This window comes from Conyzicola sp. (assembly GCF_046714715.1).
GTDB lineage: Bacteria > Actinomycetota > Actinomycetes > Actinomycetales > Microbacteriaceae > Conyzicola.
Genome location: NZ_JBKKAD010000168.1, coordinates 41,740 through 65,604, shown reverse-complemented (window position 1 = coordinate 65,604; position 23,865 = coordinate 41,740). Strand labels below are relative to the sequence as shown.

Sequence of the window (23,865 nt, the reverse complement as noted above, 5' to 3'; positions counted from 1 at the left end):
GTCAGAAACCCCTGCGGTAGACGATGACCTTGGTGATCGCGCCGAGCACCGCCGACAGCACGAAGCCCAGGTAGAGCACGTTCGCGATGTAGAAGTAGTCCGCCTCGATCATGGCCAGCAGCAGGGCGGCGAGGGCGCCGATCACGAGAAACGACTGCCCGACCCGGTCGCCGAGGTAGCCGATGTCGCGGTCGCGCACGTCCGTCTTCTGGTCGCGACGCGGCGTGAACATGCCAATCACGATGTTGATGACGATGCCGGCGACGATCGCGATACCGATCGACCAGAGCATCGCGGGCACGTAGTCGACGTCGACGAGAGGGGCGGATGCGGCCCTCCCCAGCACGGAGAACAGGTAGCCCCCGTACACGACGACGGCCACGGCGAGGTAGGTCCACGAGCGGCGTTCTTCGAGTGTCATCGGTCTCTCCCATGTCAAAGTTTCTTTACATGGGAAGAGTAGGGCGCGCTGGTAGCGCGTGTCAAGAATGTTTTACATTGATCTTTCTGCGGCGCTCAGTGCGGCGTCGAGCGTGCGGCCCGCGGCGGTGCGGTCGACGCGCACGACGACCATCGACGCGAAGACCAGGCCGGTGACTGTGGTCGCGATGAGTTCGATCGTCGGGGCGTCGACGTCGGGGTGCCGCGCGATCGCGCCAGCAGTGACGCCAGCGCGCAGTTCGGCGCAGTAACGCGTCACGACCTGCTGCAGTCCGCCCTCGTGACCGAGGAGCGCCGCTGTGGCGTTCAGCAAGAGGCATCCGTTCACCGCAAGCGAGGTCGGCTCGTCGACCATCGCGTCACGGAGTCCTCGCAGGTAGGTCTCGAGCGCGTTGGGGGCGACCACCTCGGCAGCGAGGGGCGCGAGGCGGGGACGCACGACGTCGTCGAGGTACGACTCGACGGCCTCGTCGAACAGTCCGCGCTTGCTGCCGAACGCGTGGTAGATGCTGGAGCGGTTGAGCCCGGTCGCGGTCTCGAGGTCGGCGATGCCGGTGCTCTCGTAGCCCTTGCTCCAGAACGCCTCTCGCGCCGCGCGCACGACTTCGACGTCGGCGAATGTCTTCGAGCGACCCATATCCAGGCTCCCCTGCTTTTTGAACCGGTCATTCTTTTTGAACCGGTCATTGCAGTATAGTAAAACGTCCAGTTCACAGAAAGTCGAGGTCGCCATGCGCGCCATCATCCATCACCAGTTCGGAGAGCCCTCGGAGGTTCTCGCGGTCGAGAACGTCGAAACGCCGGAGCCCGGCGCGGGCGAGGTGCGCGTGCGCACCCTGCTGAGCCCGATCCACAACCACGACCTGTGGACCATCCGCGGCACCTACGGATTCAAGCCCGAGATGCCCGCCCGCGCCGGCACCGAAGCGGTCGGCGTCGTCGACGCCATTGGTGCGGATGTCACGCACCTCACCGTCGGCCAACGGGTCGCCACCGGCGGAACCTTCGGCGTCTGGGCCGAGTACTTCATCGCCAAGGCGGCAGCCCTAATTCCCGTCGACGACTCACTGAGCGATGAGGTCGCCGCGCAGCTGGTGTCGATGCCCTTCAGCGCGATCAGCCTGCTCGACACCCTCGAGCTGGCGGAGGGCGACTGGATGGTTCAGAACACCGCGAACGGAGCCGTCGGGCGCCTCGTCGCACAGCTCGCCGCCGCCCGCGGCATCAACGTGATCGGCCTAGTGCGCAAGGCCGCCCGCGTCGACGAGCTCGAGGAGCAGGGCATCAGCAACATTGTCGCGACCGACAGCGAGGGTTGGCAGGACAAGGTCAAGGAGATCACCTCCGGCGCCCCCATCACGATCGCCCTCGACTCCGTCGGCGGTAGCGCTTCTGGCGACCTGGTGTCGCTGCTCTCCCCCAACGGCACACTGATCGTTTTCGGCGCCATGGATTCGCCCGTGATGGAGATCAGCTCGGGCGCCATCATCTTCAACAACATCACTGTGAAGGGCTTCTGGGGCAGCAAGGTCATGGGCTCGATGGGCGCCGACAAGCGCGCGGGCCTGCTGGGCGAACTCGGCCTGCGCATCCGCGAGGGATCGCTGACCCTGCCCGTCGAAGCGACCTACTCGTTCGACGAGGCGGGCGCGGCCAGCAAGGCCAACTTCGTCGAGGGGCGTGCGGGGAAGGTGCTGTTGCGGCCGTAGGGCCCTCCTTCGCAGGCTCAGTCGGCGCTGGGGTCGCGCAATCGCTGGCGCGATTGCCATAGCTCCACCGCGCTACTCAACCAGCAGAGCAGCACGCGTAGGGTTGGGAGGGTGAAGACGCGCTCGTGGATTGTGCTCTCCGCTGTGGCGCTGATGCTCATGGGGTGCGCTTCGCCCGCGCCGCAGCCCGCCGCGACCACCCTGCCGCCCACTCCCACGCCGACCGCCACTGCCGACCCGCTGGCCGGGCTCACCCTCGAACAGCGCGTCGGCCAGGTGTTCATGGTCGGCACCACAGCGTCGGCAGCAGAGGCCGCGACGCTGTCTGCAGTACGCGACCGGTTCGTCGGCGGCGTCTTCCTGTCGGGCCGGTCGAGCGCGGGAACGGCCGCGACCGCCGCCGTCGTCGCGCAGTTCACCGCCGCCGCTCCGCCGGATCGCCCCCTTCTGGTCTCGACCGACCAGGAGGGTGGCCAGGTGCAGGTGCTCAGGGGGCCCGGGTTCAGCGAGATGCCGTCCGCTCTGGAACAAGGGGCGATGGATGCGGCCAGCCTGCAGACTGGCGCCACCGCCTGGGCCCGCGAACTGGCCTCGGCCGGGGTGACCATGAACCTCGCGCCGGTGGTGGATCTCATCGCTTCTAGGGAGGCCGCGACATCCAACCCGCCCATCGGAGGGTACGACCGCGAGTTCGCGTTCGACGCCCCGGGCATCGTGGCTCACGCGGACGCGTTTCGCGCCGGCATGAGCGCGGGTGGGGTCACGAGCGTGATCAAGCACTTTCCGGGGCTCGGCGCGATCACGGCGAACACCGACGACACCGCGGGCGTCACCGACACGACCACGAACGCGCAGAGCGACAGCGTGGGCATCTACCGCAGCGAGATCGCGTCGGGGGCGAACGTGGTGATGATGTCGTCGGCGATCTACACGCAGATCGACTCGGGGGCGCCCGCCGTCTTCTCCCCCACCGTCGTCACCGGGCTGCTGCGCGGCGGGCTCGAGTTCGACGGCGTGATCATGACCGACGACCTGTCGGGGGCCGCGCAGGTGACGGCGTGGTCGCCCGCGGACCGCGCGGTGCTCGCAATCGAGGCCGGCTGCGACATCGTGCTGGTGTCGCGATCGCCCGCTATCGCCGCCGAGATGATCGACGCGGTCGTCGCGAAGGCGCAGAGCGACCCGGAGTTTGCGAACCTGGTGGATGCCGCGGCGCGACGCGTAATGACGCTGAAGAACGCCGGCTAGCGGGTTTCGATACGCTCGCTGCGCGAGCTACTCAACCAGCGTGGCCGCTCGCTGCGCGAGCTACTCAACCAGCGTGGCCGCTCGCTGCGCGAGCTACTCGACCAGCGACTCTTCCCGCTTGCGGGCCCGGATGCTGCGCACCCGCGTCACCACGAACCAGGCGACGAGCGCGACCACCACGGCGATCACGATCTTCTGGAACACGCCCGCATACTGCTCGACGACGTGCCAGTTCTCGCCGAGGTAGAAGCCGGCGATGACGAAGATGGAGTTCCAGATGAGGCTGCCGGCGGCCGTCAGGGCGGTGAACGCGAGCGGGTTCATCCGCTCGACTCCCGCGGGCAGCGAGATGAAGCTGCGGAAGAGCGGGACCATCCGCCCGAAGAAGACGGCCTTCGTGCCGTGCTTGCCGAACCAGACCTCGGTTTTGTCGAAGTCCTCCGCGCTCATGAGCGGCAGCTTGTCGACGATTGCGCGCACGCGGGCGCGGCCGAGCCAGGCGCCGAGCGCGTAGAGCACCCACGCGCCGACGATCGAGCCGAGCGTGGTGAAGACGATTGCGTCGACGAGACCGAAACTGCCGCGGCTCGCGGTGAAACCGGCGAGCGGAAGGATTACTTCGCTCGGAAGCGGCGGGAACAGGTTCTCGATTGCGATCACGAGACCGGCACCGGGAGCGCCGAGCGTCTCCATCACCCCGACCGCCCAATCCGCGAAACCTGTGAGCTGGGAACCATCGGCGATGTCGGTGGGCATGGGTTCGAGGGTAAGGGGCGAACCTGAGCGGAGTTTGGGTGGGAGGAGGAGTCGATCTCAGGGCGTGTAGACGTGAAGCTTTTCCGGGTTGACTTGGATCGCGATCTCGGTGACTCGACCACTAACGATCTCCAGATCGAAGACGCCGATGATCCTGTCCCCCTCACGCGTGACGATTCCGGTGCGACCGTTCACCATTTCAATCGTGGTTGCTAGCGTCGCCGTGAGCTGACGCTGCTTCCCCACGACTCCGAGAAGATAACGAGCAACGAGGTCCGATCCGACAACAGCCTTCCTTGCTGCCCGGGTGTGATCACCACCATCAGCTCTCGACACGACGCTCGGGTCTAGGACGCGGACGAGCGCTTCCAAATCGCCGCCCATGCACGCACCGAGAAAGGCCTCTACTACTCCGTCGCGTTCCTTCTGGTCCGACGTGCTCGACGTCGGCCGCGGAGGCGCGCCGATCTTGTGTCGAGCGGTGGAGGCGAGCTGTCGGCATGATCCGGTTGTCCGCCCGACGATTTCGGCGATGTCATCGAAACTGAGACCAAAGACGTCGTGAAGGATCAAACTGACCCGCTCCCCCGGACTCAATCTCTCCATCGCGACGAGGAGTGCCAGAGACACCGACTCGTCCAGACTGATGGAATCGGCCGGGTCCATCGCTCCACGACCCGAACCTTCCCCGGCATAGGAGCCGATGAGTGGCTCGGGCAGCCAAATGCCGGTGTACTGTTCGCGACGAGCTCGTGCCGACCCCAATTCGTCTAGGCAAATCCGACTGACGACGCGAGTGAGCCAGGCCATTGGCTCTCGCACCAGGTCGCGCTGATCCTGATCCAGACGGTGCCAGCGTATGAGCCCCTCCTGGACCGCATCTTCGGCGTCATGAACCGAACCGAAGATACGGTAGGCGACGCCGAATAGCCGACGGTGATCAGCACTCCCCGGTGCGGCAACGGTCATGCGCGAGTCAGCTCCCCGTCGGCCAGTGGCTTGGGCCCCTTGGGTGCCCAGTATGCTCCCGGCTTGCTCCGCTCTTTACGCGGACCGTCGACAGTCATCGTGCAGATCATCTCTTTAAACCGTGCACCAAGTGAGCCACCGATGGCAAAAGGTGTTGCTGTGTCGTTCGACCTCACAAATTGAACGTAGCCGTCGCGCCGACCGATGCTGATGCACTGCACCAAGAACCCGACTGACGTGATCGGCAATGGTCGGCGACGCAGGAGGGCGAGGAGGACATCGGCCGCCGCGCCGCCAAGCGGGAGCGCCGCCGCGCAACCCATGCGCAGGTGCTGTCCGTACTGCTCGGGGAGTCGCACGGCGTCACCGGCGCCAAGAATATCCGGGACGTCGATCGAGCGGAGATGCTCATCGACTCGTAGCCGCCCGACCTCATCGCAGGCGAGACCGCTATCCCGAGCGAGGTCGGGCACTGAGAATCCCGCTGTCCATAAGCAGACGTCGAACACCATCGTCGACTCGTCGACGAAATGCAGAGTGCCTTCGGTCACGGAGGATACAAAAGGGCGGTTCTCGATATCAACGCCCAGCCGGTTGAGACGCTTGGTGATGCTGCGCCGCGCCCGAGCACGCATTGGTCTGACCAGGGGCCCTGACGTGACCAGAGTGACCCGCAGCTCCGGATTCTTCTCCGCGACCTCAGCGGCCGTCTCCACTCCGGTGAAACCGCCTCCGACGACGACGACACGTTGTCCAGCTCGGGCAGCGGCGATCGATCCCGCCGCCGCTGTAGCCGAATGAGGGTCAGCTATTGCATACGTGAACTCGCCAGCGCCTTTGACTCGGTCTGTGGAGTCGCCGCTTCCCACCGCGTAGACGAGCTTGTCGTATGCGTAGGTGGAGAGACCGCCTCTCGCCTCGCGCACGTCGACTACGCGCTTTGCCGGATCGATGTGCGCCGCCGTGCCGATAGTGAGCTGCACATCGGGGTGCAGCATGTCTGCGAGTGGGATGGCCGCAGTGTCACGGGTGCCTGCGGCGACCTCATGGAAGCGGATGCGCTCGTAAAAATGCTCATCGGGGTTGATCAGACGAATGCGGACGCTGGCTGCTTCCGCATCGCTGAGCGACGAGCGCAGGCGGTTGGCGCAGATGACGCCGGCGTACCCGCCTCCGACGATGACGATCGTTTTCATTTGTCCTCCTGAGATAGACCTTCACTACTCATGACGACATAGCCATCCGGAATGTGAGGAACGTCTCTGTCAGACACGCCCCGGCCGGAGGACGCAGAGCGACCTAACCGACAGCGGTCAGTTGCTGCAGCCCCGCCACGCGCAACAGGTCGAGGCGGGCGGCGTCCGTCGAGCCCGGTTCGGCCGTATAGACGACGACGCGCAGGTCACTGCCGGGCGCCATCAGCACGTCGCAGTCGAGGGCGATGGGGCCGACCATCGCCGTGTGCACGATCTTTTTCGACGAAAGGTGCGTCGCCACCCGGGCGCACGACCAGAGGTCGGCAAACCGCGGGCTCGACTTCAGCAGCGTCGCGATCAGCTCGGCGAGGGCCCTGTCGTTCGGGTACCGGCCCGAGGCCGAGCGCAGGTCGGCGGCGAGGTCGTGCTCGAAATTATCGGCTTCCTCGACGCTCTGGGTGATCTCGGGATTCTCCCCCGCCATAAATACGCGCCACGCGACGTTCGCCGCCTTGCCCGAATACAAGGACGGGTCGCCCTGCAGCGCCGCCCACAGCGGATTCCAGCTGATCAGATCCCAGGTCGCCGAAAACACGGCGGCCGGGGTGTCGCCGAGCCGGTCGACGATGCGCTGGATGCTCGGGGTGAGGTGTCGCGGCACCTCCGCGCTCGTGGGCACGGCCGCACCGGCGACGCGGTAGAGGTGGTCGCGCTCCTCGTTGGTCAGTCGCAACGCGCGGGCGATCGAAGCCAAGACCTGCGGAGACGGACTCGTCGACCGCCCCTGCTCGAGCCGCACGAGGTAGTCGACGGAAACACCGGCGAGGGACGCCAGCTCCTCGCGCCGCAGACCTGGAGCGCGACGACCGCTACCGCGCGGCATGCCCGCCGCCTCGGGCGCCAGCCGGTCGCGCCAGGCGCGCAGGATGACAGCGAGTTCGTGCGGCGCGACGTCGTTCATTGCTTCAGTCTCCACCCTCCGCGCCGCGGGAGGGTGGTACTCGCAGTCCATAGTCAACAGCGTGCCTTCTCCACGAAACACACCCGCCGCACGCTGGAGCCATGACAACAACACTCATCACAGGAGCCAACAAAGGTCTCGGTTTCGAAACCGCACGACGCCTCATCGAACTCGGCCACACCGTCTATCTCGGAGCCCGCGACGCAGAGAAGGGAGCGGCCGCGGCCGAATCGCTCGGCGCGAGATTCGTACAGATCGATGTGACGGATGACGCGTCTGTGGCGGGCGCTGCGGCATCCATCCTCGAAGAAGCAGGCCACCTCGATGTGCTCGTCAACAACGCCGGCATCTCGGGGTCGCAGGCCGACTCTGCCGACGTGACGGCCGACATCGTGCGCGAGGTGTACGACGTCAATGTCTTCGGCGTCGTGCGAGTAACGCACGCGATGCTCCCGCTGCTGCGCAAGTCACAGTCGCCGGTCATTGTGAACGTATCGAGCGGACTCGGCTCGTTCGACCGGGTGAACGACCCGGCGCACATCGAGTCGACCTTCGCGACGATCGCGTACGGCTCGTCGAAATCGGCCGCCACGATGATCGCGGTGCAGTACGCCAAGGCGTTTCCCGACATGCGCGTCAACGCGGTCGACCCCGGGTACACGGCGACCGACCTGAACGGCAACAGCGGCACGCAGACCGTGGCCGAGGGAACCGACGCGGTCGTGGCGATGGCGACGATCGGCGCCGATGGACCGACGGGCACGTTCGTGGCGCGCGACGGGGTTATGCCCTGGTAGCGGTCACGCCGGTCGAGTAGGCCGCCCGCGGCCGTATCGAGACCTGTGGAGGGGTTTTGATACGGTCGCTGAGCGACCTACTCAACCGGCACTAAGCCGCGAGGGGCAACCCCTCAGCGACCGTGACCGTAAGAGCGCCATCGACTGCGTCGACCGTCAGGGCTCCGCCGTCGAACAGCGCGTCGGTCACCAGCAGGTCGGCGATGCGGTCGTCGAGCTCGCGCTGGATCAACCGGCGCAGCGGGCGGGCACCGTACTCGGGCTCGTAGCCGTGATCGGCGATCCAGTCGACGGCGGCGTCCGTGACGGCCAGGCTGATCGAACGACCCTCGAGCCGCGCCTGCGTCGCCGTGAGCAGCAGCCGCACGATCTCGCGCAGCTGGGCCTTGTCGAGCTTGCGGAACAGCACGATCTCGTCGATGCGGTTGAGGAACTCGGGGCGCATCGCCTCGCGCAGCTTGCCCATCACCCGGTCGCGCAGATCCTTCTCCGGCGCGAATCCATCGGCGGTCGTCGACCCCACGAAGCCCATGGCACCACTGCGGCTGGCCAGCACCTCAGCCCCCACATTGGAGGTCATGATGATGACGGCGTTGCGGAAGTCCACGGTGCGGCCCTGGCCGTCGGTGAGTCGTCCGTCATCCAGAACCTGCAACAGCAGGTTGAAGACGTCGGGGTGGGCCTTCTCGATCTCGTCGAACAGAACGACAGAGTAGGGGTTGCGGCGAATGCGCTCGGTGAGCTGCCCGGCCTCGTCGTAGCCGACGTATCCGGGAGGGGCACCGACGAGACGCGAGACCGTGTGGCGCTCGCCGAACTCGCTCATATCGAAGCGCAGCGTGGCCTTCTCGTCGCCGAAGAGCGACTCGGCCAGAGCCTTCGCCAGCTCGGTCTTGCCCACGCCTGTCGGGCCCAGGAAGAGGAAGCTGCCGACGGGCCGGTTGCGGTCACCCATGCCCGTGCGGTTGCGCCGAACGGACTTGGCGACAACGGATACCGCGTCGTGCTGCCCGATCACACGGGCGTGCAGCTCGGTCTCGAGCTTGGCGAGTCGCGAACGGTCGGCCTCGGTGAGGCGCGCCGCCGGGATACCCGTGGCGCGCGAGATCACCGCGGCGATCTCGGCCTCGTCGACCACCGCGTCGGCCCGCGTCGACGACGTGGAGCCGTCGAGCTTGGCCTGCACCGCCTGGATGTCGTCACGGAACTTCGACGCCTCCTCGTACTTCTCGGCCGCGACGGCCGAGTTCTTCGAGCCTTCGAGCACGGCGAGCTCCTCGAGCAGCGCCGAGACGTCGACCTTCGAACCCAGCTTGAGGCGCAACCGTGCCCCAGCCTGGTCGATGAGGTCGATGGCCTTGTCGGGCAGGAACCGGTCGGTGACGTACCGGGCCGACAGCTCGACCGAGGCGCGGATGGCCGCATCCGTATATCTGACAGCGTGGTGGTCTTCGTAAGCCTTGCGCAGCCCCGACAGGATGAGAACGGCGTCTTCGATGCCGGGCTCCCCCACCTGCACGGGCTGGAAACGCCGCTCGAGCGCGGGGTCCTTCTCGATCGAGCGGTACTCCTTGAGCGTGGTGGCGCCCACGAGGTGCAGGTCGCCCTTGGCCAGACGCGGCTTCAGGATGTTGCCCGCGTCCATGCCGCCCTCGCCCGCGCCACCGGCGCCGACGACGGTGTGGATCTCGTCGATGAAGATGATGAGGTCGCTCTTGTGGGCGCTGATCTCGTCCATGAGCTTGGTGAGGCGCTCTTCGAAGTCGCCGCGGTACTTGGTTCCGGCGAGCATGGCGGGCAGGTCGAGGCTGACGAGGCGCTTGCCCCGCAGCTGCTCGGGAACGCCGCCGTCGACGATGGCCTGGGCCAGCCCCTCGACGATCGCGGTCTTGCCGACGCCGGCCTCGCCGATGAGAACGGGGTTGTTCTTCGTGCGGCGCGACAAGATCTCGATGGTCTGTTCGATCTCGTCGGCACGACCGATCACGGGGTCGAGCTCTCCGTTGCGGGCGCGCTCGGTGAGGTCGGTGCCGTAGGTGTCGAGGGTCGGGGTCTCGGATGCGGGCTCTGCCGCCGTCTCGTCCGTCTGCGGGGCTGTGGTCACGGTCTCGCGCAGGTTGTTCTGCAGGGCCTCGGGCGTGACGCCGGCGGCGGTGAGCACCTGGCCGGCGGGCGAGTCCTGGTTGAGAACGAGCGCGAAGAAGAGGTGCTCGGGGTCGATGTAGGTACTGCCGGCGGCGCGGGCCACCTGCAGGGCGTGGAAGATCGCGCGCTGGCCGGATCGCGTCAGCGACGGGGTTTCGTCACCCGCGTATCCGGATGCCTCGGGCAGACGCTTCTCGACGGCGGCGACGACGGCGTCCGGGCTCGCGCCAACACCGCGGATCGCGCCCGCGGCGGGCTCGTTCGCGGCCAGCACCCGCAGGATGTGGAGGGCGTCGAGCTCGTTGTGACCGTGGTCGAGGGCGAACTGGCCGGCCTCGGCGAGCATCTCACGGCTGCTGCGGCTGAGCAGGCGGCCGATGTTGATGGCGCGCGGCGATTCGGCCGAGCGCTCGCCCTGTAGGTAGCGCGCAAGGAACTCGTCGAACGAGCTGCTGGCATCTGGTGTGTTAGGCAATGGGACCTCCCGGTAAGACTTGAGTGCCTTCGACTCAAGTTAACGCCGGGCGTCGAATTTCATTCCCGCAGTCAACTTCGCATGGGAGTCCCCGCTAAAGCGGGTTGCACTTGGCGTACCCCCGCAGGCGATTTCACCGGGCGGGGTAAACGGGCATTTGAGCAACCAATGGCGCAGGAGGCCGAACCGCGATGAACTGCGCGCGGTGATCGACCCGGTCCGGGCAGATCCTAGAAGCGAAACAACGATCATCTGTCCGGCCTGCCTTCCTGATCGCGGAACAGCCTCAGTCAGGTTAGGGAGATCGCCAAAGATGCGTCGTGAGGGTACGGGAAAACGCTGTGCAGTGCGTAACGTTCTCCATGGCTGCCCGTCGCATGACGCCCGCCTCACGCACGCGAGGAGACACTGTGGAACTCAGGCACCTGCGGTACTTCGTCGCTGTCACCGAGGCGTTGAATTTCACGCGCGCCGCAGAACAGCAGCTCGTCGCGCAATCTGCGCTGAGCCAGCAGATCGCGGGGCTCGAGCGCGAGCTCGATGTGCGTCTTTTCGAACGCGGCGCTCGATCAGTCTCGCTCACCGACGCCGGCGAGGCCCTCCTACCGTTGGCTCGCCGTGTCCTCGGGGACGTAGAGGCAATCAACGTCGAGATGGATGCACGTGCAGGCCTGCGACGGGGAACTCTGCGGATCGGGCTGCTCCAGTCCCCAGCGACGTCGATCGATGTCGTGCAGGTCATGGGTTCATTCCACGAGCGATACCCTGGCATTACTTTCACCATCACCGACTCCCCGTCAGAGCAGATGGCTACTGCGGTAGCAGCCGGTGATTTGGACGTGGCGCTGGTGGGCCTTGAACCGCACGAACTGCCCGCGACCGTGTCCTCCTTGCTGCTGGCCGTCGACCCGCTGGTTGCGGTCGTCGCCAAGGACAACGCGCTCGCCTCGCGGCGCCTTGTGAGTATCCCCGAACTCGTCACGCAGGGCCAGTTCATCCACTTTGCCAAAGGCTCGGGGTTGCGCCGACGCGTCGAGGACGGGTTCGCCCGTGCCGGCGCACCGCTGGTCGGCTCCTTCGAAGTGGGACAGATCATCGACATGATCCGCCTCGCCGGCCACGGCATCGGCGTGACGATCGTGCCACGGACGGACGCTCTGGAGGCCGAGAACGCGGTCGAGGCGTTCGCGGTCATTCCCTTGGCCGACCCTGACGCTGTCCACCCGGTCAGTCTCGTGTTCAACCCCGCGCGTCTCTCCCGCGCAGCTGAGGTTTTCGTCGACGAAGCCTCTTACCGATTCCTGGGAAAGTCCGCCGAGGATGCGGCGGTCGCCGGCACGCTGCCATAAGCAGAAGCGATCGGTCTGAGCGCATCTATGTGTTGGACGGATCGACGTGCAGGGCGGACGATGGACCGACGGAACGTTCCGACCGAGTTCCGTGGAAAGTGATCATTGTGACGACTCGAACCATCACGAACCGCGATCTGCTTGCGACGGTCTGGACTTGGTCCGGGAACGCCGGCCCTGCGATCGGCGACGAGACAAGCCCGCTCGACATCCGCTCCCGCCTGGCCGCCGTGCAGAAGGCTGGCTGGACAGGAGTCGGCTTCGTGCACAGCGATCTTATGAAGATCGTCGAGGCCATCGGTGTGCGCGAACTGAAAACGCTCCTCGACGGCCACGGCATCGCCACGGTCGAGCTGGAGTTCATCAGCAACTGGTGGGCGAACGGCAGTCTGCGCGACGCCTCGGACGCCGTGCGCGCCGACCTGTTCGCGGCAGCGAGCGTTCTCGGGGCCACGACGATCAAGGTCGGCGCCGAACTGCAGTCGTTCGGTGTCGAGCACCCCGTCACGCCCGACCGCTTCCGCGAATCCTTCGACTCGCTCGCCACCGACGCGGCGACGCACGGCCTGCGGGTCGCGATGGAACCGATGCCTATGTCCAACATCACCACCATCACCGCCGGAGCTGACCTCGTTCGGGAGATCGCCAACCCCGCTGCCGGCCTCGTCGTGGACGCTTGGCATGTGCGTCGCGGCGGCACCGACTACCAGGCGATGATCGACACACTGCCGATGGAGCACGTTTTCGTCGTCGAACTCGACGACGCCGACGCCGACGTGGTCGGCACCCTGTGGGACGACACGGTGAACAACCGACGGATGCCCGGAGACGGTGCACTGGACACCCCGGCCTTTGTCGCCGCACTCCACGACGCCGGATGGCGTGGCCACTGGGGCGTCGAAATTATCTCGCGAGAGCTACGGGCCCTCCCCGTCGAGGACGGTGTTCAACGCGTCTATGACAAGACCATCGCCACCTTCGACCGAGCCGAGCACGTACCTGCATTCACCATCGTCACTCGCGCCTGACCGGACGGAGCCATGCTCGAACCCGTCATTGTCGAGCGACCTGACGGGACGGATGAAAGTGTTATGTTCCGGGCTCAGACCCGCGTCCATGCATCGCTGTCGAGTCTTGACGTCGCGCTGGCGTAATGGACGAACCGCGATGGCTCAACACCCCCGGACCGGCTTCTCGTCGAAGCATTCGCGATCGTCCGCATCTAGTTCGCGCGCCCGATAGTCGATGGTCTATCGGTTCACGTTGATCACGCTCGGCGTTGCCGGGCTGCCGGGCGAGCGAATCGTACAGTCCGACCCTCTCGTCGCCGACGTGCCCCTCATGACTGTTGTATGGTACGGCGATGGAATTCGCTGCGCATCCCTTCTCGACCATCGAATGGAAGTCCGTCGAACACACCGTGCATAACGGCTCCACGGGCGAAGCTCGCTGGCGGTCGGTCGAGATCGGCGCGACGCGACTCCGAATGGTGGATTACAGCGCGGGCTATCTGGCCGATCACTGGTGCACACGCGGGCACCTTCTCTTGGTGCTCGACGGGTCACTCACCACCGAACTCGATGACGGCCGGGTAGTCGAACTCACGGCGGGGCAGAGCTACCAGGTCGGCACGGGCATGGAAGCCCACCGATCGAGCACGGAAGACGGGGCCAAACTCTTCATCGTCGATTAGGCAGCACGCCAGGCGGACCTCGGCCCGGTGGGGCATCCTTTGCCTCACATGTACGTCCCGGGACGACATCGGCCCTCAAGGCCGTTGCCAGATGTGATGGGATGGTCCGATGAGTACGCACCTTGAACGCACGTTGAGCTTCCGAGCGATGCATGAGCCCGGCACGCCGATCGTCCTACCGAATGTGTGGGACGTCGCCTCGGCGCGCGTGGTCCTCGCTGCCGGAGCACGCGCGATCGCGACGACCAGCGCCGGCGTCGCATGGTCAGGCGGCCACCGTGACGGCAACGACCTGCCGCGCGACAGCGCTTTGCTCGCCGTGGAGCGCATTACGGCAGCCGTGGACGTCCCCGTTACCGCTGACATCGAGCGTGGCTACGGCGAGACACCGAGCGACGTCGCCGCGACCGTCGACGCGTTCCTCGACATTGGGGTCGCGGGCGTCAACATAGAGGACTCCTTGAGCCCGATCGAGCAGCAAGAGCTGCGTATCCGGGCTGCGCGTGACGCCGCGGAGGAGAAGGGCATCCCATTGTTCATCAACGCTCGCATCGACACGCACCTTCTCGGAGACCCAGGAAGCGACGACTGGCTCGAGGAGACGATGAAGCGGGCGACGGCGTACGCCAGTGCAGGGGCGAGCGGCATTCTCGTCCTGGGCGCCCTGTCGACAGACACGATCTCGGCCCTCGTGAACACGATCACACTGCCGGTCAACGTCGCCTTCGGTCCCGGCACGTTGCCAATCGGCGACCTCGCGCGAGCCGGCGCCAGTCGTGTCAGCGCCGGATCGGCGATCGCGGAAGCCGCTTACAGCGTGGCGCAAGAATGGGCCTCGACCATGTTCAACCTCCCCGAAGCCACCATCTCCACACCACCGGGGCTCGGATGGACGGCGCTCAACAGAACCATCCGCGACTGAATCATTTTCGAGAAGCTCGATTGCGAGCACGCTACGACATCGAGGACCTGCGAACGTCCCGGTGACCGATCGTCAAACGGACACCCAGAGCCGGCCCCTCGGTTTCCGGTGAGCGCCTGCGCGATAAGAGATCCCCACTTCAGAGAACATCCGGTATCCCCTACCCGTCTGGTCGCATCTCCCAAGCACGTCGCTTCTCCGCAAACCAAGGCCCCCTGTCGAGAGCGCGCGGGCAACGGGGCTATTTGGTGGGGGTCGAGCGGCGATTCGTGCTGAGGAGCCTCACCGCGCCGATTATGGCGACGAGCGCCAGCACTACCGAAAGCGTCGAGGTGATCGCGAGAAAGAGCGCTGCGAATCCGCCGGCCGATTCGAAAACTTGCTGACCGACCAGACCCAAGGCCGCGAGGGCGCCAGCGATCAGGGCTAAGAGAGCGATCCGAGTCCACGTAGCTCGGGCGGTAGGAGGCTGGGGAGTCATGGCGAGAGCCTAGCCTGCTGACGCGCACCCGCCTCATTCCCTCAGGCACACATTCGTGCCTAGCGCCACTACTGCGCTGACCATTGCCCGTCGGCAGCCCGAGGGTGCTTAGTGGGTATACAGCACCACAACGCACAAAGGGGTAACACCATGACCAACACAAACGATCCCATCGAAAACGACCGTCGACGCGACGCCGCAGCAGCCGACGCAGCGGCCGGCCACCGGGCAGACCGCCCGGTCGACGCCGAGCCCGCTCGCACCGTCGATGCGAACAGCACTCCGGTCGGAGAACGTCCCGTCGTGTACGAAGAGCCCGTGACATCCGCTGGCAACGTCGCCTCCGAGCGTCGGCCCGCAACAGAACCGAGCGCCGACGGCCGCACGGTTCGGCAGAACGTCGTCGCACGCGAGAAGGAGGAGTTCGGCGGGTTCAAGTTCGGCTCGGCCTTCTTCGGCTGGCTGACCGCCACCGGCACCGTCGTGATCCTGACCGCGCTCGTCGCCGGAGCGGGCGCCGCCCTCGGGCTCGGAACCGAGACCACGCGCGACGATGTGACCGACGTCGCGCAGGCCGATGCCGAGACGATCGGAATCATCGGGGCCATCGCGGTTCTCGTCATTCTGCTCATCGCGTACTACTGCGGCGGATATGTCGCCGGGCGCATGGCACGGTTCAGCGGCGCGAAGCAAGGAGTCGCCGTGTGGCTCTGGGCGATCGTGATCGCCATCGTGCTGGCCATCGTCGGCGCCATCGCGGGCAACCAGTACAACGTGCTGTCGAACCTCGACACGTTCCCGCGCATCCCGATCGGCGAGGGCGAACTCACCGCGGCCGGCATCATCACCGCGCTGCTCGCCGTGGCCGTCAGCCTCGCGGGAGCGGTTCTCGGCGGTCTCGCCGGCATGCGCTACCACCGCAAGGTAGACCGCGCGGGTCTCGGCAAGTAAGGCCACTCCGGCACCACCCGAAGAACCGCCCGCGTCTGACGCGGGCGGTTCTTTCGTGCGTGTTGCGATCGACGCCCTTCGATCGATGACGTAACCTGAGCTTTCCACACGGTGAAGGGGGCGGTAGATGGCGGACGAGAGCGCCTTTGCGAGCCGCCCGGCCGTTCACCGGCCGCTCACCTGGCGCTTCGCGTTGGCCGTCGTCGCGGGGTCGTTCGTCGGCGCCGCCGCGGTGCGCTGGACCATCGTCTTGGTCGCCTCTGCCCAAGCGCGCAACGAGGTATCGGGCCTGCAGACGATCCTGCTCGGAGCCGCTCTCGGGTTGGTGATCGGCTACATGGTGGCGGTCATCATCGTCGGGGTCGGCATGCGCAACCGGGAGCACGGCGGCCGATTCACGGTGGTCTTCGCGATCGTGCTGCTGGCCGTGCACGTGTTCTCGGGCATGTCGCGGGGCATGGCCATACTGGCCGTGCCGCTGGTCACGACGTCGAGTGACTTCTCCTGGCTCTTCCTCGTGCCGCCGCTGTTCACCGTGCCGGCAGCGGCCATGCGGGTCATCCGGTGGCGCTGGGCGGTGGGCGTGGCCGGGGTCGGCGTGGCGCTCGCGGCTGTACTCGGGGCGATGTTCGGGTGACGGGCGGGCGGCACGGGGTCGTCCGAGAGGGTGTCGGCGCAGCATCCGAATGTCTTCTTCGACGCGACGCGCTACCGCACGAGGCGCCCAGTCTCATAATCCGCCCCGGACGCTTGATCACCTCGAGGGCCCGGCGTAGACATGAGGCACACGACAGTTAGGTGTTGAACATGAACGACAAAAAGAAGCCAGACGGACTCGGAGACGATCAGACCATCCCGAACTCCGACGACGGAATCGCGGTGACCCTCGGGGCCGACAGCAATTTCAACCCCGAAGAAGACGAAGAGTCAGAGTCGACCAAGTAGCTGAACGCAGAACTGCCCGCCTCGATCGAGGCGGGCAGTTTCGTTTAACCGGGGGTTACGGAATCCAGTTGAACGTGTCGGGGTCGGGACCCGTGCGCTCATCGCGGTTGAGCTTCGCGATGGCGTCGATGTCGGCGTCGGTGAGCTCGAAGTCGAACAGGGCGAGGTTCTCCTCGACCCGGCTGCGCGTGACCGACTTCGGGAACACGATGTCGCCACGCTGGATGTGCCAGCGCAGGGTGACCTGGGCGGCGCTGCGGCCGACCCGCTCGGCGATCGCGGTGACGACGGGGTCGGTGAGCACGTTGCCCTTGGCGATCGGCGACCACGCCTCGGTGGCGATACCGTGCTGAGCGTTGAACGCGCGGGCGACCTCGTTCGTGAGGTACGGATGCACCTCGATCTGGTTGACCGAGGGCACGGTCTCGGTCTCGTCGAACAGACGCTGAAGGTGCGCGGGCTGGAAGTTGGACACGCCGATCGAGCGGACGCGGCCGGATGCCTTCATCTCCTCCATGGCCTTCCACGTCTCGACGTAATCGCCGACGGCGGGCATCGGCCAGTGGATGAGGAAGAGGTCGAGCGTCTCGAATCCGAGCGCCTCCATGGTGGTGTCGAACGCCTTGAGCGCGTCTTCGCGGGCGTGGAACGTGTTGTTCAGCTTGCTCGTGACGAAGATCTCGTCGCGCGCGATTCCCGACTCGGCGACGGCCTCGCCGACGCCCTTCTCGTTACCGTACATCTCGGCGGTGTCGATGTGGCGGTAGCCGACCTCGAGCGCCTGGAGCGTGGCCTTCTTGGTGTCCTCGGGCGGCACCTGGAACACGCCGAATCCGAGCTGCGGAATCTCGACGCCGTCATTCAGTTTGATGGTGGGTACTGCACTCATAGAGCCGTTCTCCTTACATTGCGGAACAGTGGCGGATCGCGCCACACCCCCAAGCCAACGCCTGTCGCTGCGGGATATATACCGGATGACACGGATTAGGTTTTTCGTCGCTGGGTGAGTAGGGCCGTCTGCTGGTTGAGTAGGGCGCCCGCGCCCGTATCGAAACCTGCCCCGCTACCGCTTGCGTCGACCGGACGCTGCCAGCGCGATACCCACGATTCCCCAGCTCACCGCCCAGGCGATCGGCACGGTGACCGCGAGCAGCGCCACGAGGTTCGGCTTGAACTTGGCGCCGTCCGGCCCGCGCACGTAGGCGCCGACCGGGATACTGGCGCCTCCGCCGCCTCCTCCGCCCTGCTCGGCTTCGTCACTTCCGCCGCCGAATCCGAACCAGACCAGCGCGACGGGAACGAGCTCGACTCCACCGACGGTGACCGGTTCTCCATAGCTTGCCTTCGCGCCAACGGATGTGACCTGTTGCGCGATCTTTTCCACGATGTTCGCCATGGGCACGACCGTACTCGCGGGGGTAGGGGGCGGGTCAACCGGTCCTCCACAGATATTGCCTGTGGAGAACGCTCCCGAGTTTGGCCGGATCTTCACCACGCGCGACGGTCGCTTGGGAAAATTCATACATGTCTTCCACGGCCCCACTCGATGCGTCGCTCGCAACGCTGTTGCAGTGCGCCGAGTCGGTGCCCTCGGATGCCACGGTCTTCACGTCTATCTCCGATGACGAGCTATTGGCGGCCCAGCGGTCGCTCGCGGCGGTGCGACGCGCGGTCGACACCGCTGCCGCGGTCGTCGCGGGCGAGGTCGGGCGCCGCTCAGACCCGTCGCTCGGGCATTCCGGCCTCGCTCAGCGCTCCGGTTTCCGCACGCCCGAGAAGCTCGTGCAGCACGAGACGGGGTCTACCGCCCGCGACGCAGTGACACTGGTGAAGGCCGGGGCGCTGGTGCTCGACGCCCACGAGCCGACACCCTCGGGTGCCGTCTGGATGCGCGACGTCGGGCGGGCGGTTGCAGGCGGCTCGCTTTCCGTCGCGGCTGCGACGGCCATTCAGGCCGGGCTCGGTGAGCCGGGGGTCGGGGTCACTGCCGAACAGCTGAGCGCTGCGGCGGCATCGTTGGTCGCGCTCCCGCTCGATGCCGACGCGATGTTCAAGCGCGCCCGCGAACTTCGCGACGACCTCGACGAAGCCGGCATCGTCGAACGTGAACGCCAGATCTATGAGCAGCGGGCGGTTCGCCGGGTTCGACGCGCGAACGGCCTGAACCGCTACATCGTCGACGCCGATCTCGAGTCCACGGCGTTCCTCGACTCGCTCTACGACTCGATCAGCTCGCCACGCCGGGGCGGGCCGCGGTTCGTCGACCCCGACGACAAGGCTTGGGCCGACGCTGTCGTCGCCGATGGCCGCACGACCGACCAATACGTGCACGATGCGTTCCTGCACGTGCTGCGGGCGGGGTCGGCGGCCGACGAGTCGCGCATCATGGTCGGCTCCCGTGTGCCCGCGGTGCGGTTGCTCGCCAACGTGACCGCGCTGGAAGCGGCGAAACGCGCCCGTGCGGGCTCGGCGTTCGGCGCTGGCGGTTCTGGTGGTGGTGGAACTGGTACCGGTGCTGGTGCTGGTGCTGGCGCTGGTGTCGGTGCTGGTGCTGGCGTCGCAACAGCCCCCTCCCCCAGCCACGGACGCATCGAGGGTCTCGACATCCCGGTCTCCATCGCGACTATCGAACGCAACGCCTGCGACGTGGGCACCCTCACGATCGACTTCTTTACCGGGCAACCCATCGACGTCGGCCGCGAACAGAGGCTCTTCACCGCGCGGCAACGCGTGGCCCTCGCGGCCCGCGATGGCGGCTGTCGCTGGCCCGGTTGCGATCGGCCACCCTCGTGGACCGAAGCGCACCACATTCGACATTGGAAACGCGATCACGGCCCCACCGACATTGTGAACGGCATCCTGCTCTGCCGACATCACCATCTGCTGCTGCACGACAACAACTGGGAGATCACGCGAAGCGGTGCCGACTACTGGCTCGTGCCGCCGGCCGACGTCGACCCCGACCGTGTTCCGCGCGCGATGCCCTCGAAGAGCGCCGCGCTGCACGACCTGGAGAGAGCGGCGGCAGGATAGCCAGGGAGGCGGCCGGGTGGAGCGCTGTCTGCTAGATCGAACCAGCGAACGCGTGAATCGGGCGAACCTGTGAACGGGCGGTCGACGCGGGACACTAGCACCCGACCGTCGCGCTGGCGAGGGGCAGCGAGCGCTCCGGTGGCTCCGTAACGTCGAAGGGGTGGCCACGAACCTTGTGGCCCGCACATCAATGCAACCGACAGATCAATCCACCAGAGAGATCAACAGGAAGAAGATAGCAATGCCCCAGGTCATCAAAACCGTCGACGTCAACGTTCCCGTTTCGACGGCCTACAACCAGTGGACCCAGTTCGAGACGTTCCCCAAGTTCCTGAGCTTCGTCGAGTCGATCACCCAGACCACTGACACCCTCACGCACTGGAAGGTGAAGGTCGCCGGAATCGAGCGCGAATTCGACGCCGAGATCACTGAGCAGCACGCCGACGAGCGCGTCGCCTGGAACAGCGTAGGCGGCGAAGAGAACCACGCGGGTGTGGTCACCTTCCACAAGCTGAAAGACGACGAAACGCGCGTGACCGTGCAGCTCGACTGGGAGGCCAGCGGCCTCGCCGAAAAGGCCGGCGCCGTTCTGGGTGTCGACGACCACATCATCAAGAGCGACCTCGACAACTTCAAGAAGTTCATCGAAGAGCAGCACACCGCGACCGGAGCCTGGCGCGGAGACGTCGCCAACTAGCACCGCGCGTTCGACTGGTACGCGCGAGCACAACGCTCGAACCAGCCGGAGAGCCTACCGTGAGGTGTGGCCAGTTCGTTACCTCGAGGGCCCCGCAGCTTCTGCTGTCGGGGCCCTCGTCGTTTTAGGCTGAGGGATGCCTACCTCCGCCGATCACAGCGCGGGCCTCCTGCTGTACCGGCGCCGGGAGAGCCTCGAGGTGTTCATCGGCCACATGGGTGGTCCGATCTGGGCGAGGCGCGATGCCGCGGCGTGGTCGATCCCCAAAGGACTCATCGAACCCGGCGAAAACGACTTCGCGACCGCTCGACGCGAGTTCGCCGAAGAGATCGGGCAGCCCGCACCGGAGGCTGAATACGTTCGGCTCGGCGACTTTCGCTACGTGTCGGGCAAGATCGTCACGGTGTTCGCGGCCGAAAGCGATCTCGGATTCGCGGAGCACGAGTTCGCGAGCAACCCCGTGACCGTCGAGTGGCCGCGGGGAAGCGGTCATCAGATCACTTTCCCCGAGATCGACCGTGCCGAGTGGTGCCCGGCCGACGTCGCGCGCTCAAGGTTGGTCAAGGGCCAGGTGCCGGCGGTAGCCGCGCTCGAGGCGATACTGCGCTGACCGCGCTCGAGGCAATGCGGCGATAAAAGCGGCTTACGGGTCAGGCGTCGGTGCGGGTCTGGACGCGGGCGGCGATCGGGATGGCCACGAGTGCCAGCACCGTCGTCAGCGCGAGAGCCGCGACGAAGCCGGCGCCGGTCGCCGCACCGAACGCCGTGAAGACGAGACCGGCGAACGCGATCGCCGTTGCCGCGGCGGTCGAGTCGGCGATGGTCAGCGCGGAGCTGTTGAAACCCTGGTCGGTGTCGCTGGACAGCGACAGCACGAGGGTCGAGAGGCGCGGGAAGAGCAGACCCATACCGCCGCCGGCGAGCAGCCATCCGGCGGCCGCGACGATCGGTGAGAGCAGCAGCGCGGCCGTCAGCAGCTGCACCGCGATACCGGCGAAGACGATGGCGGCACCGATGCGCAGGGTCGCGGAATGCGACATCCGGTCACCGAGTCGTCCCTGCAGCGTCGATCCGGCGGCCCACGACAGAGCGCCGACCGTGAGGATGAGCCCCGCCAGCCACGACGGCAGGCCGTACTGCTCGTGCAGCAGGTAGGGCAGGTAGACCTCCGTCGCGAAGAACGGCGCCGCGACCGCGCCGCGCAGCAACACCGTCGCGGGCAGGCCACGTCGGGCGATCAGGGTTCCGCGCGGCAGCAATGGGCGCAGGGCCAGCACCACGACCACGAAGGCGACCACCACGATGGGCCAGGCGAACGGGCCGCCGTTCTCGCCGCCGAGCCCGATCGCGAGCACCGCGACGGCGACCACGATCGCCCAGAGCACGGCCCAGCGGGCGCCCGCTGTTCCGGGGGCGACGACCACCGACCGAAGGTGCAGCAGGGCGGGAACGATCGCGCCGGCCGCGACCAGCGAGATCACGCCGACGCCGAGGAACACCCAGTGCCAGCCCACGGTGTCGGCGACGGCGCCCGCGACAGGCGGGCCGATGAGGGACGGCAGCACCCAGGCCGTCGCGAACGCGCCGAACATGCGCGGATGCAGCGCGGGCGGGTAGATGCGCGCGACCACGACGTAGAGCGCGACGATCGTCGCGCCGGAACCGAGGCCCTGCAGGAACCGGCCGACGATGAACACGTACATGTTCTCCGCCGTGCCCGACAGCGCGAGACCCACGACGAACACCGCCATCGACGCGATGAGGGGTCCGGACGGACCGCGCCGGTCGGACCAGCCGCCGGCGACGACCATGCCGATGACGCTCGCGGCGAGGGTGGCCGAGAAGGCGAGCGAATACAACGCCTCGCCGTCGAGTTCGCGGCTGACGGTGGGCATGATCGTGGTCACGGCGAGCGACTCGAACGCGCCGAGGAAGATCAGGGTGATGGCTCCGACCGTGGTCCAGAGATACTGCGGGGAGAGAAGGCGTTCCGGTGGTCGGGTGGTACTCATGATTCTTCGAGGTTAGTCATAGAATTCCGTCAACCGCACGGCGAAAGGACATCATGGCTCCCGAAATCAACTACTGGGCGGTCATTCTCGCGACCCTGTCGAGCATGATCGTCGGTACGGTCTGGTACACGCCGAAGGTCTTCGGCACCTACTGGATGCGGGTGGCGAAGGTCACCCCCTCCGGCAACGCGAAGGACGCGGCGTGGCCGATCGTGATCACGCTCATCGTGAGCTTCATCACGGCGTGGGTGCTGGCCGGGGCAGCCTACATCTCGTGGGACTTCTACGGCGGCAGTTTTCTGGTGAACGCGCTCGTGACCACGATCATCCTGTGGGCGGGCTTCACCGCCGCGCGGTTCATCACGCACGACGCCTTCGAGGGGCGTCCGAGCGGGCTGACCGTGCTGAACATCGCGCACGAGTTCGTGACGCTCGTGATCATGGCGCTGATCATCGGGGTGTGGCCGGCGTAGCTCGGGCCGCGCGGCTCTGAAATCAGGGCTCGCGCTCGCAGCCGCGGCGGCTGGCTATCCTCGACAGATGGGATCTGACGGGCGACGACCGACGGGCGGCGTTGGTCGCGACGTGCGTGGCTCTGGCACACGAGGCAGGGCCACGAGCTCTTCGCGCACTAAAGCGGCGCCCGCCCTGCCCGGATACATCCTGCTCGCCGCCTTCGCCGCGCTGTATCTCGGCGTGTGGGTCGAGTGGCCGTTCCCCGTCTGGGTGCACGCGCTCTACCTGGTCGCGGGTGTCGTCACCTTCGTCGTCTACGCCGTCGACAAGCGGGCCGCCGGAACCGGCAGGCGTCGCGTCTCGGAGAACACGCTGCACCTGCTCGCCGTCGTCGGCGGCTGGCCGGCCGCCCTCATCGCGCAGCAGATGCTGCGGCACAAGACGGCCAAGCGGTCGTTCCGCGCCGTCTTCTGGGTTACCGCGGCGGTGAACGTCGCCGGGTTCGTGCTGCTGACGACGCCGGTGGTCGGCGCGCTCGCGGGATAGGGCGCACGGCAGGGCGACGCCCCCGCCGCAGACCGATCGACGCACCCCGACGGCATCGACCGGCCCCGCGACATCCGCATCGC

At 66.6% G+C, this 23,865-nt stretch carries 26 protein-coding genes; 15 read left to right on the top strand and 11 right to left on the bottom strand.

The window, feature by feature from the left end:
* Window position 1 precedes the first annotated feature (1 nt).
* Together ACLQ6X_RS13145 and ACLQ6X_RS13140 are read right to left on the bottom strand one after the other, a co-directional pair.
* Window positions 2-421 (bottom strand): hypothetical protein, encoded by a 420-nt coding sequence (locus ACLQ6X_RS13145; protein WP_411700601.1) that lies wholly within the window; start codon window positions 419-421, stop codon window positions 2-4.
* 72 nt (window positions 422-493) lie between these two features.
* A complete protein-coding gene (locus ACLQ6X_RS13140) occupies window positions 494-1,078 on the bottom strand; it encodes a TetR/AcrR family transcriptional regulator (RefSeq protein ID WP_411700600.1) in 585 nt (194 codons plus the stop codon).
* A 94-nt stretch (window positions 1,079-1,172) separates the two neighbouring features.
* Here ACLQ6X_RS13140 and ACLQ6X_RS13135 point away from each other — a divergent pair, with 94 nt between their 5' ends.
* Window positions 1,173-2,150, top strand: coding sequence for a zinc-binding dehydrogenase (locus tag ACLQ6X_RS13135; RefSeq protein ID WP_411700599.1), 978 nt, complete (start codon window positions 1,173-1,175; stop codon window positions 2,148-2,150).
* Between the two features lie 111 nt (window positions 2,151-2,261).
* Window positions 2,262-3,398, top strand: coding sequence for a glycoside hydrolase family 3 N-terminal domain-containing protein (locus ACLQ6X_RS13130; protein WP_411700598.1), 1,137 nt, complete (start codon window positions 2,262-2,264; stop codon window positions 3,396-3,398).
* Between the two features lie 93 nt (window positions 3,399-3,491).
* On the opposite strand, the gene ACLQ6X_RS13125 is transcribed toward ACLQ6X_RS13130, so the two are convergent.
* From ACLQ6X_RS13125 to ACLQ6X_RS13110, 4 genes are all read right to left on the bottom strand, one after another.
* Window positions 3,492-4,154 (bottom strand): DedA family protein, encoded by a 663-nt coding sequence (locus tag ACLQ6X_RS13125; protein ID WP_411700597.1) that lies wholly within the window; start codon window positions 4,152-4,154, stop codon window positions 3,492-3,494.
* Between the two features lie 57 nt (window positions 4,155-4,211).
* Window positions 4,212-5,123, bottom strand: a complete 912-nt coding sequence (gene sigJ, locus ACLQ6X_RS13120; RefSeq protein ID WP_411700596.1) for an RNA polymerase sigma factor SigJ — start codon at window positions 5,121-5,123, stop codon at window positions 4,212-4,214.
* Window positions 5,120-6,319: an NAD(P)/FAD-dependent oxidoreductase gene (locus tag ACLQ6X_RS13115; RefSeq protein WP_411700595.1), complete on the bottom strand. Its 1,200-nt coding sequence runs from the start codon at window positions 6,317-6,319 to the stop codon at window positions 5,120-5,122. Before ACLQ6X_RS13115 ends, sigJ begins: the two co-directional genes overlap by 4 nt.
* A gap of 103 nt (window positions 6,320-6,422) precedes the next feature.
* Window positions 6,423-7,280, bottom strand: a complete 858-nt coding sequence (locus ACLQ6X_RS13110) for a helix-turn-helix transcriptional regulator (protein WP_411700594.1) — start codon at window positions 7,278-7,280, stop codon at window positions 6,423-6,425.
* Between the two features lie 101 nt (window positions 7,281-7,381).
* Between ACLQ6X_RS13110 and ACLQ6X_RS13105 the strand changes: the two genes are divergently transcribed.
* Window positions 7,382-8,077 carry an SDR family oxidoreductase gene (locus ACLQ6X_RS13105; RefSeq protein WP_411700593.1) on the top strand — a complete coding sequence of 232 codons (696 nt, stop codon included), beginning with the start codon at window positions 7,382-7,384 and terminating at the stop codon, window positions 8,075-8,077.
* A 91-nt stretch (window positions 8,078-8,168) separates the two neighbouring features.
* Here ACLQ6X_RS13105 and ACLQ6X_RS13100 read toward each other — a convergent pair whose 3' ends face one another.
* Window positions 8,169-10,697, bottom strand: coding sequence for an ATP-dependent Clp protease ATP-binding subunit (locus ACLQ6X_RS13100; RefSeq protein ID WP_411700592.1), 2,529 nt, complete (start codon window positions 10,695-10,697; stop codon window positions 8,169-8,171).
* A gap of 410 nt (window positions 10,698-11,107) precedes the next feature.
* Between ACLQ6X_RS13100 and ACLQ6X_RS13095 the strand changes: the two genes are divergently transcribed.
* From ACLQ6X_RS13095 to ACLQ6X_RS13080, 4 genes are all read left to right on the top strand, one after another.
* The gene (locus ACLQ6X_RS13095) at window positions 11,108-12,046 is read left to right on the top strand and encodes a LysR family transcriptional regulator (RefSeq protein WP_411700591.1); all 939 of its coding nucleotides are present in this window, start codon (window positions 11,108-11,110) and stop codon (window positions 12,044-12,046) included.
* Window positions 12,047-12,153: 107 nt separating this feature from the next.
* Window positions 12,154-13,074, top strand: coding sequence for a sugar phosphate isomerase/epimerase family protein (locus tag ACLQ6X_RS13090; protein ID WP_411700590.1), 921 nt, complete (start codon window positions 12,154-12,156; stop codon window positions 13,072-13,074).
* Window positions 13,075-13,409: 335 nt separating this feature from the next.
* Complete coding sequence (locus tag ACLQ6X_RS13085; RefSeq protein ID WP_411700589.1) at window positions 13,410-13,739, top strand: DHCW motif cupin fold protein; 330 nt, start codon at window positions 13,410-13,412, stop codon at window positions 13,737-13,739.
* A 109-nt stretch (window positions 13,740-13,848) separates the two neighbouring features.
* Window positions 13,849-14,661 carry an isocitrate lyase/phosphoenolpyruvate mutase family protein gene (locus tag ACLQ6X_RS13080; RefSeq protein WP_411700588.1) on the top strand — a complete coding sequence of 271 codons (813 nt, stop codon included), beginning with the start codon at window positions 13,849-13,851 and terminating at the stop codon, window positions 14,659-14,661.
* A gap of 241 nt (window positions 14,662-14,902) precedes the next feature.
* Here the strand turns inward: ACLQ6X_RS13080 and ACLQ6X_RS13075 are convergent, their stop codons facing one another.
* Window positions 14,903-15,142 carry a hypothetical protein gene (locus ACLQ6X_RS13075; protein WP_411700587.1) on the bottom strand — a complete coding sequence of 80 codons (240 nt, stop codon included), beginning with the start codon at window positions 15,140-15,142 and terminating at the stop codon, window positions 14,903-14,905.
* 150 nt (window positions 15,143-15,292) lie between these two features.
* Here ACLQ6X_RS13075 and ACLQ6X_RS13070 point away from each other — a divergent pair, with 150 nt between their 5' ends.
* The 3 genes from ACLQ6X_RS13070 to ACLQ6X_RS13060 all read left to right on the top strand — a co-directional run bounded on the left by ACLQ6X_RS13070 (window position 15,293) and on the right by ACLQ6X_RS13060 (window position 17,038).
* Window positions 15,293-16,093, top strand: a complete 801-nt coding sequence (locus ACLQ6X_RS13070; RefSeq protein WP_411700586.1) for a hypothetical protein — start codon at window positions 15,293-15,295, stop codon at window positions 16,091-16,093.
* A 127-nt stretch (window positions 16,094-16,220) separates the two neighbouring features.
* A complete protein-coding gene (locus tag ACLQ6X_RS13065; protein ID WP_411700585.1) occupies window positions 16,221-16,730 on the top strand; it encodes a hypothetical protein in 510 nt (169 codons plus the stop codon).
* 170 nt (window positions 16,731-16,900) lie between these two features.
* Complete coding sequence (locus ACLQ6X_RS13060) at window positions 16,901-17,038, top strand: hypothetical protein (protein ID WP_188509911.1); 138 nt, start codon at window positions 16,901-16,903, stop codon at window positions 17,036-17,038.
* A gap of 55 nt (window positions 17,039-17,093) precedes the next feature.
* Here ACLQ6X_RS13060 and ACLQ6X_RS13055 read toward each other — a convergent pair whose 3' ends face one another.
* Together ACLQ6X_RS13055 and ACLQ6X_RS13050 are read right to left on the bottom strand one after the other, a co-directional pair.
* Window positions 17,094-17,927 carry an aldo/keto reductase gene (locus ACLQ6X_RS13055; RefSeq protein ID WP_411700584.1) on the bottom strand — a complete coding sequence of 278 codons (834 nt, stop codon included), beginning with the start codon at window positions 17,925-17,927 and terminating at the stop codon, window positions 17,094-17,096.
* A gap of 174 nt (window positions 17,928-18,101) precedes the next feature.
* On the bottom strand, window positions 18,102-18,434 hold the full coding sequence (locus ACLQ6X_RS13050; RefSeq protein ID WP_411700583.1) for a hypothetical protein: 333 nt from the start codon (window positions 18,432-18,434) through the stop codon (window positions 18,102-18,104).
* Window positions 18,435-18,562: 128 nt separating this feature from the next.
* On the opposite strand from ACLQ6X_RS13050, the gene ACLQ6X_RS13045 reads away from it, so the two are divergent.
* The 3 genes from ACLQ6X_RS13045 (at window position 18,563) to ACLQ6X_RS13035 (ending at window position 21,378) form a co-directional block, all read left to right on the top strand.
* Window positions 18,563-20,071: an HNH endonuclease signature motif containing protein gene (locus ACLQ6X_RS13045; RefSeq protein ID WP_411700582.1), complete on the top strand. Its 1,509-nt coding sequence runs from the start codon at window positions 18,563-18,565 to the stop codon at window positions 20,069-20,071.
* A gap of 241 nt (window positions 20,072-20,312) precedes the next feature.
* Window positions 20,313-20,768, top strand: a complete 456-nt coding sequence (locus tag ACLQ6X_RS13040; protein ID WP_188509914.1) for an SRPBCC family protein — start codon at window positions 20,313-20,315, stop codon at window positions 20,766-20,768.
* A gap of 136 nt (window positions 20,769-20,904) precedes the next feature.
* The gene (locus ACLQ6X_RS13035) at window positions 20,905-21,378 is read left to right on the top strand and encodes an NUDIX domain-containing protein (RefSeq protein WP_411700581.1); all 474 of its coding nucleotides are present in this window, start codon (window positions 20,905-20,907) and stop codon (window positions 21,376-21,378) included.
* A gap of 40 nt (window positions 21,379-21,418) precedes the next feature.
* Here ACLQ6X_RS13035 and ACLQ6X_RS13030 read toward each other — a convergent pair whose 3' ends face one another.
* Window positions 21,419-22,780 carry an MFS transporter gene (locus ACLQ6X_RS13030; RefSeq protein ID WP_411700580.1) on the bottom strand — a complete coding sequence of 454 codons (1,362 nt, stop codon included), beginning with the start codon at window positions 22,778-22,780 and terminating at the stop codon, window positions 21,419-21,421.
* Window positions 22,781-22,833: 53 nt separating this feature from the next.
* Between ACLQ6X_RS13030 and ACLQ6X_RS13025 the strand changes: the two genes are divergently transcribed.
* Together ACLQ6X_RS13025 and ACLQ6X_RS13020 are read left to right on the top strand one after the other, a co-directional pair.
* A complete protein-coding gene (locus ACLQ6X_RS13025; protein WP_411700579.1) occupies window positions 22,834-23,253 on the top strand; it encodes a DUF1761 domain-containing protein in 420 nt (139 codons plus the stop codon).
* Window positions 23,254-23,320: 67 nt separating this feature from the next.
* Window positions 23,321-23,782 (top strand): DUF1294 domain-containing protein, encoded by a 462-nt coding sequence (locus ACLQ6X_RS13020; RefSeq protein ID WP_411700578.1) that lies wholly within the window; start codon window positions 23,321-23,323, stop codon window positions 23,780-23,782.
* Window positions 23,783-23,865: the final 83 nt, after the last annotated feature.

What these genes read in the sequence shown, in the direction of transcription:
- ACLQ6X_RS13140 (WP_411700600.1), bottom strand. Translation starts at nt 1,078, where the DNA reads ATGGGTCGCTCGAAGACATTCGCCGACGTCGAAGTCGTGCGCGCGGCG.
- ACLQ6X_RS13125 (WP_411700597.1), bottom strand. Translation starts at nt 4,154, where the DNA reads ATGCCCACCGACATCGCCGATGGTTCCCAGCTCACAGGTTTCGCGGAT.
- ACLQ6X_RS13045 (WP_411700582.1), top strand. Translation starts at nt 18,563, where the DNA reads ATGTCTTCCACGGCCCCACTCGATGCGTCGCTCGCAACGCTGTTGCAG.
- ACLQ6X_RS13055 (WP_411700584.1), bottom strand. Translation starts at nt 17,927, where the DNA reads ATGAGTGCAGTACCCACCATCAAACTGAATGACGGCGTCGAGATTCCG.
- ACLQ6X_RS13020 (WP_411700578.1), top strand. Translation starts at nt 23,321, where the DNA reads ATGGGATCTGACGGGCGACGACCGACGGGCGGCGTTGGTCGCGACGTG.
- ACLQ6X_RS13145 (WP_411700601.1), bottom strand. Translation starts at nt 421, where the DNA reads ATGACACTCGAAGAACGCCGCTCGTGGACCTACCTCGCCGTGGCCGTC.
- ACLQ6X_RS13050 (WP_411700583.1), bottom strand. Translation starts at nt 18,434, where the DNA reads ATGGCGAACATCGTGGAAAAGATCGCGCAACAGGTCACATCCGTTGGC.
- ACLQ6X_RS13085 (WP_411700589.1), top strand. Translation starts at nt 13,410, where the DNA reads ATGGAATTCGCTGCGCATCCCTTCTCGACCATCGAATGGAAGTCCGTC.
- sigJ (WP_411700596.1), bottom strand. Translation starts at nt 5,123, where the DNA reads ATGACCGTTGCCGCACCGGGGAGTGCTGATCACCGTCGGCTATTCGGC.
- ACLQ6X_RS13110 (WP_411700594.1), bottom strand. Translation starts at nt 7,280, where the DNA reads ATGAACGACGTCGCGCCGCACGAACTCGCTGTCATCCTGCGCGCCTGG.
- ACLQ6X_RS13105 (WP_411700593.1), top strand. Translation starts at nt 7,382, where the DNA reads ATGACAACAACACTCATCACAGGAGCCAACAAAGGTCTCGGTTTCGAA.
- ACLQ6X_RS13040 (WP_188509914.1), top strand. Translation starts at nt 20,313, where the DNA reads ATGCCCCAGGTCATCAAAACCGTCGACGTCAACGTTCCCGTTTCGACG.
- ACLQ6X_RS13080 (WP_411700588.1), top strand. Translation starts at nt 13,849, where the DNA reads ATGAGTACGCACCTTGAACGCACGTTGAGCTTCCGAGCGATGCATGAG.
- ACLQ6X_RS13115 (WP_411700595.1), bottom strand. Translation starts at nt 6,319, where the DNA reads ATGAAAACGATCGTCATCGTCGGAGGCGGGTACGCCGGCGTCATCTGC.
- ACLQ6X_RS13070 (WP_411700586.1), top strand. Translation starts at nt 15,293, where the DNA reads ATGACCAACACAAACGATCCCATCGAAAACGACCGTCGACGCGACGCC.
- ACLQ6X_RS13035 (WP_411700581.1), top strand. Translation starts at nt 20,905, where the DNA reads ATGCCTACCTCCGCCGATCACAGCGCGGGCCTCCTGCTGTACCGGCGC.
- ACLQ6X_RS13075 (WP_411700587.1), bottom strand. Translation starts at nt 15,142, where the DNA reads ATGACTCCCCAGCCTCCTACCGCCCGAGCTACGTGGACTCGGATCGCT.
- ACLQ6X_RS13060 (WP_188509911.1), top strand. Translation starts at nt 16,901, where the DNA reads ATGAACGACAAAAAGAAGCCAGACGGACTCGGAGACGATCAGACCATC.
- ACLQ6X_RS13065 (WP_411700585.1), top strand. Translation starts at nt 16,221, where the DNA reads ATGGCGGACGAGAGCGCCTTTGCGAGCCGCCCGGCCGTTCACCGGCCG.
- ACLQ6X_RS13025 (WP_411700579.1), top strand. Translation starts at nt 22,834, where the DNA reads ATGGCTCCCGAAATCAACTACTGGGCGGTCATTCTCGCGACCCTGTCG.
- ACLQ6X_RS13030 (WP_411700580.1), bottom strand. Translation starts at nt 22,780, where the DNA reads ATGAGTACCACCCGACCACCGGAACGCCTTCTCTCCCCGCAGTATCTC.
- ACLQ6X_RS13135 (WP_411700599.1), top strand. Translation starts at nt 1,173, where the DNA reads ATGCGCGCCATCATCCATCACCAGTTCGGAGAGCCCTCGGAGGTTCTC.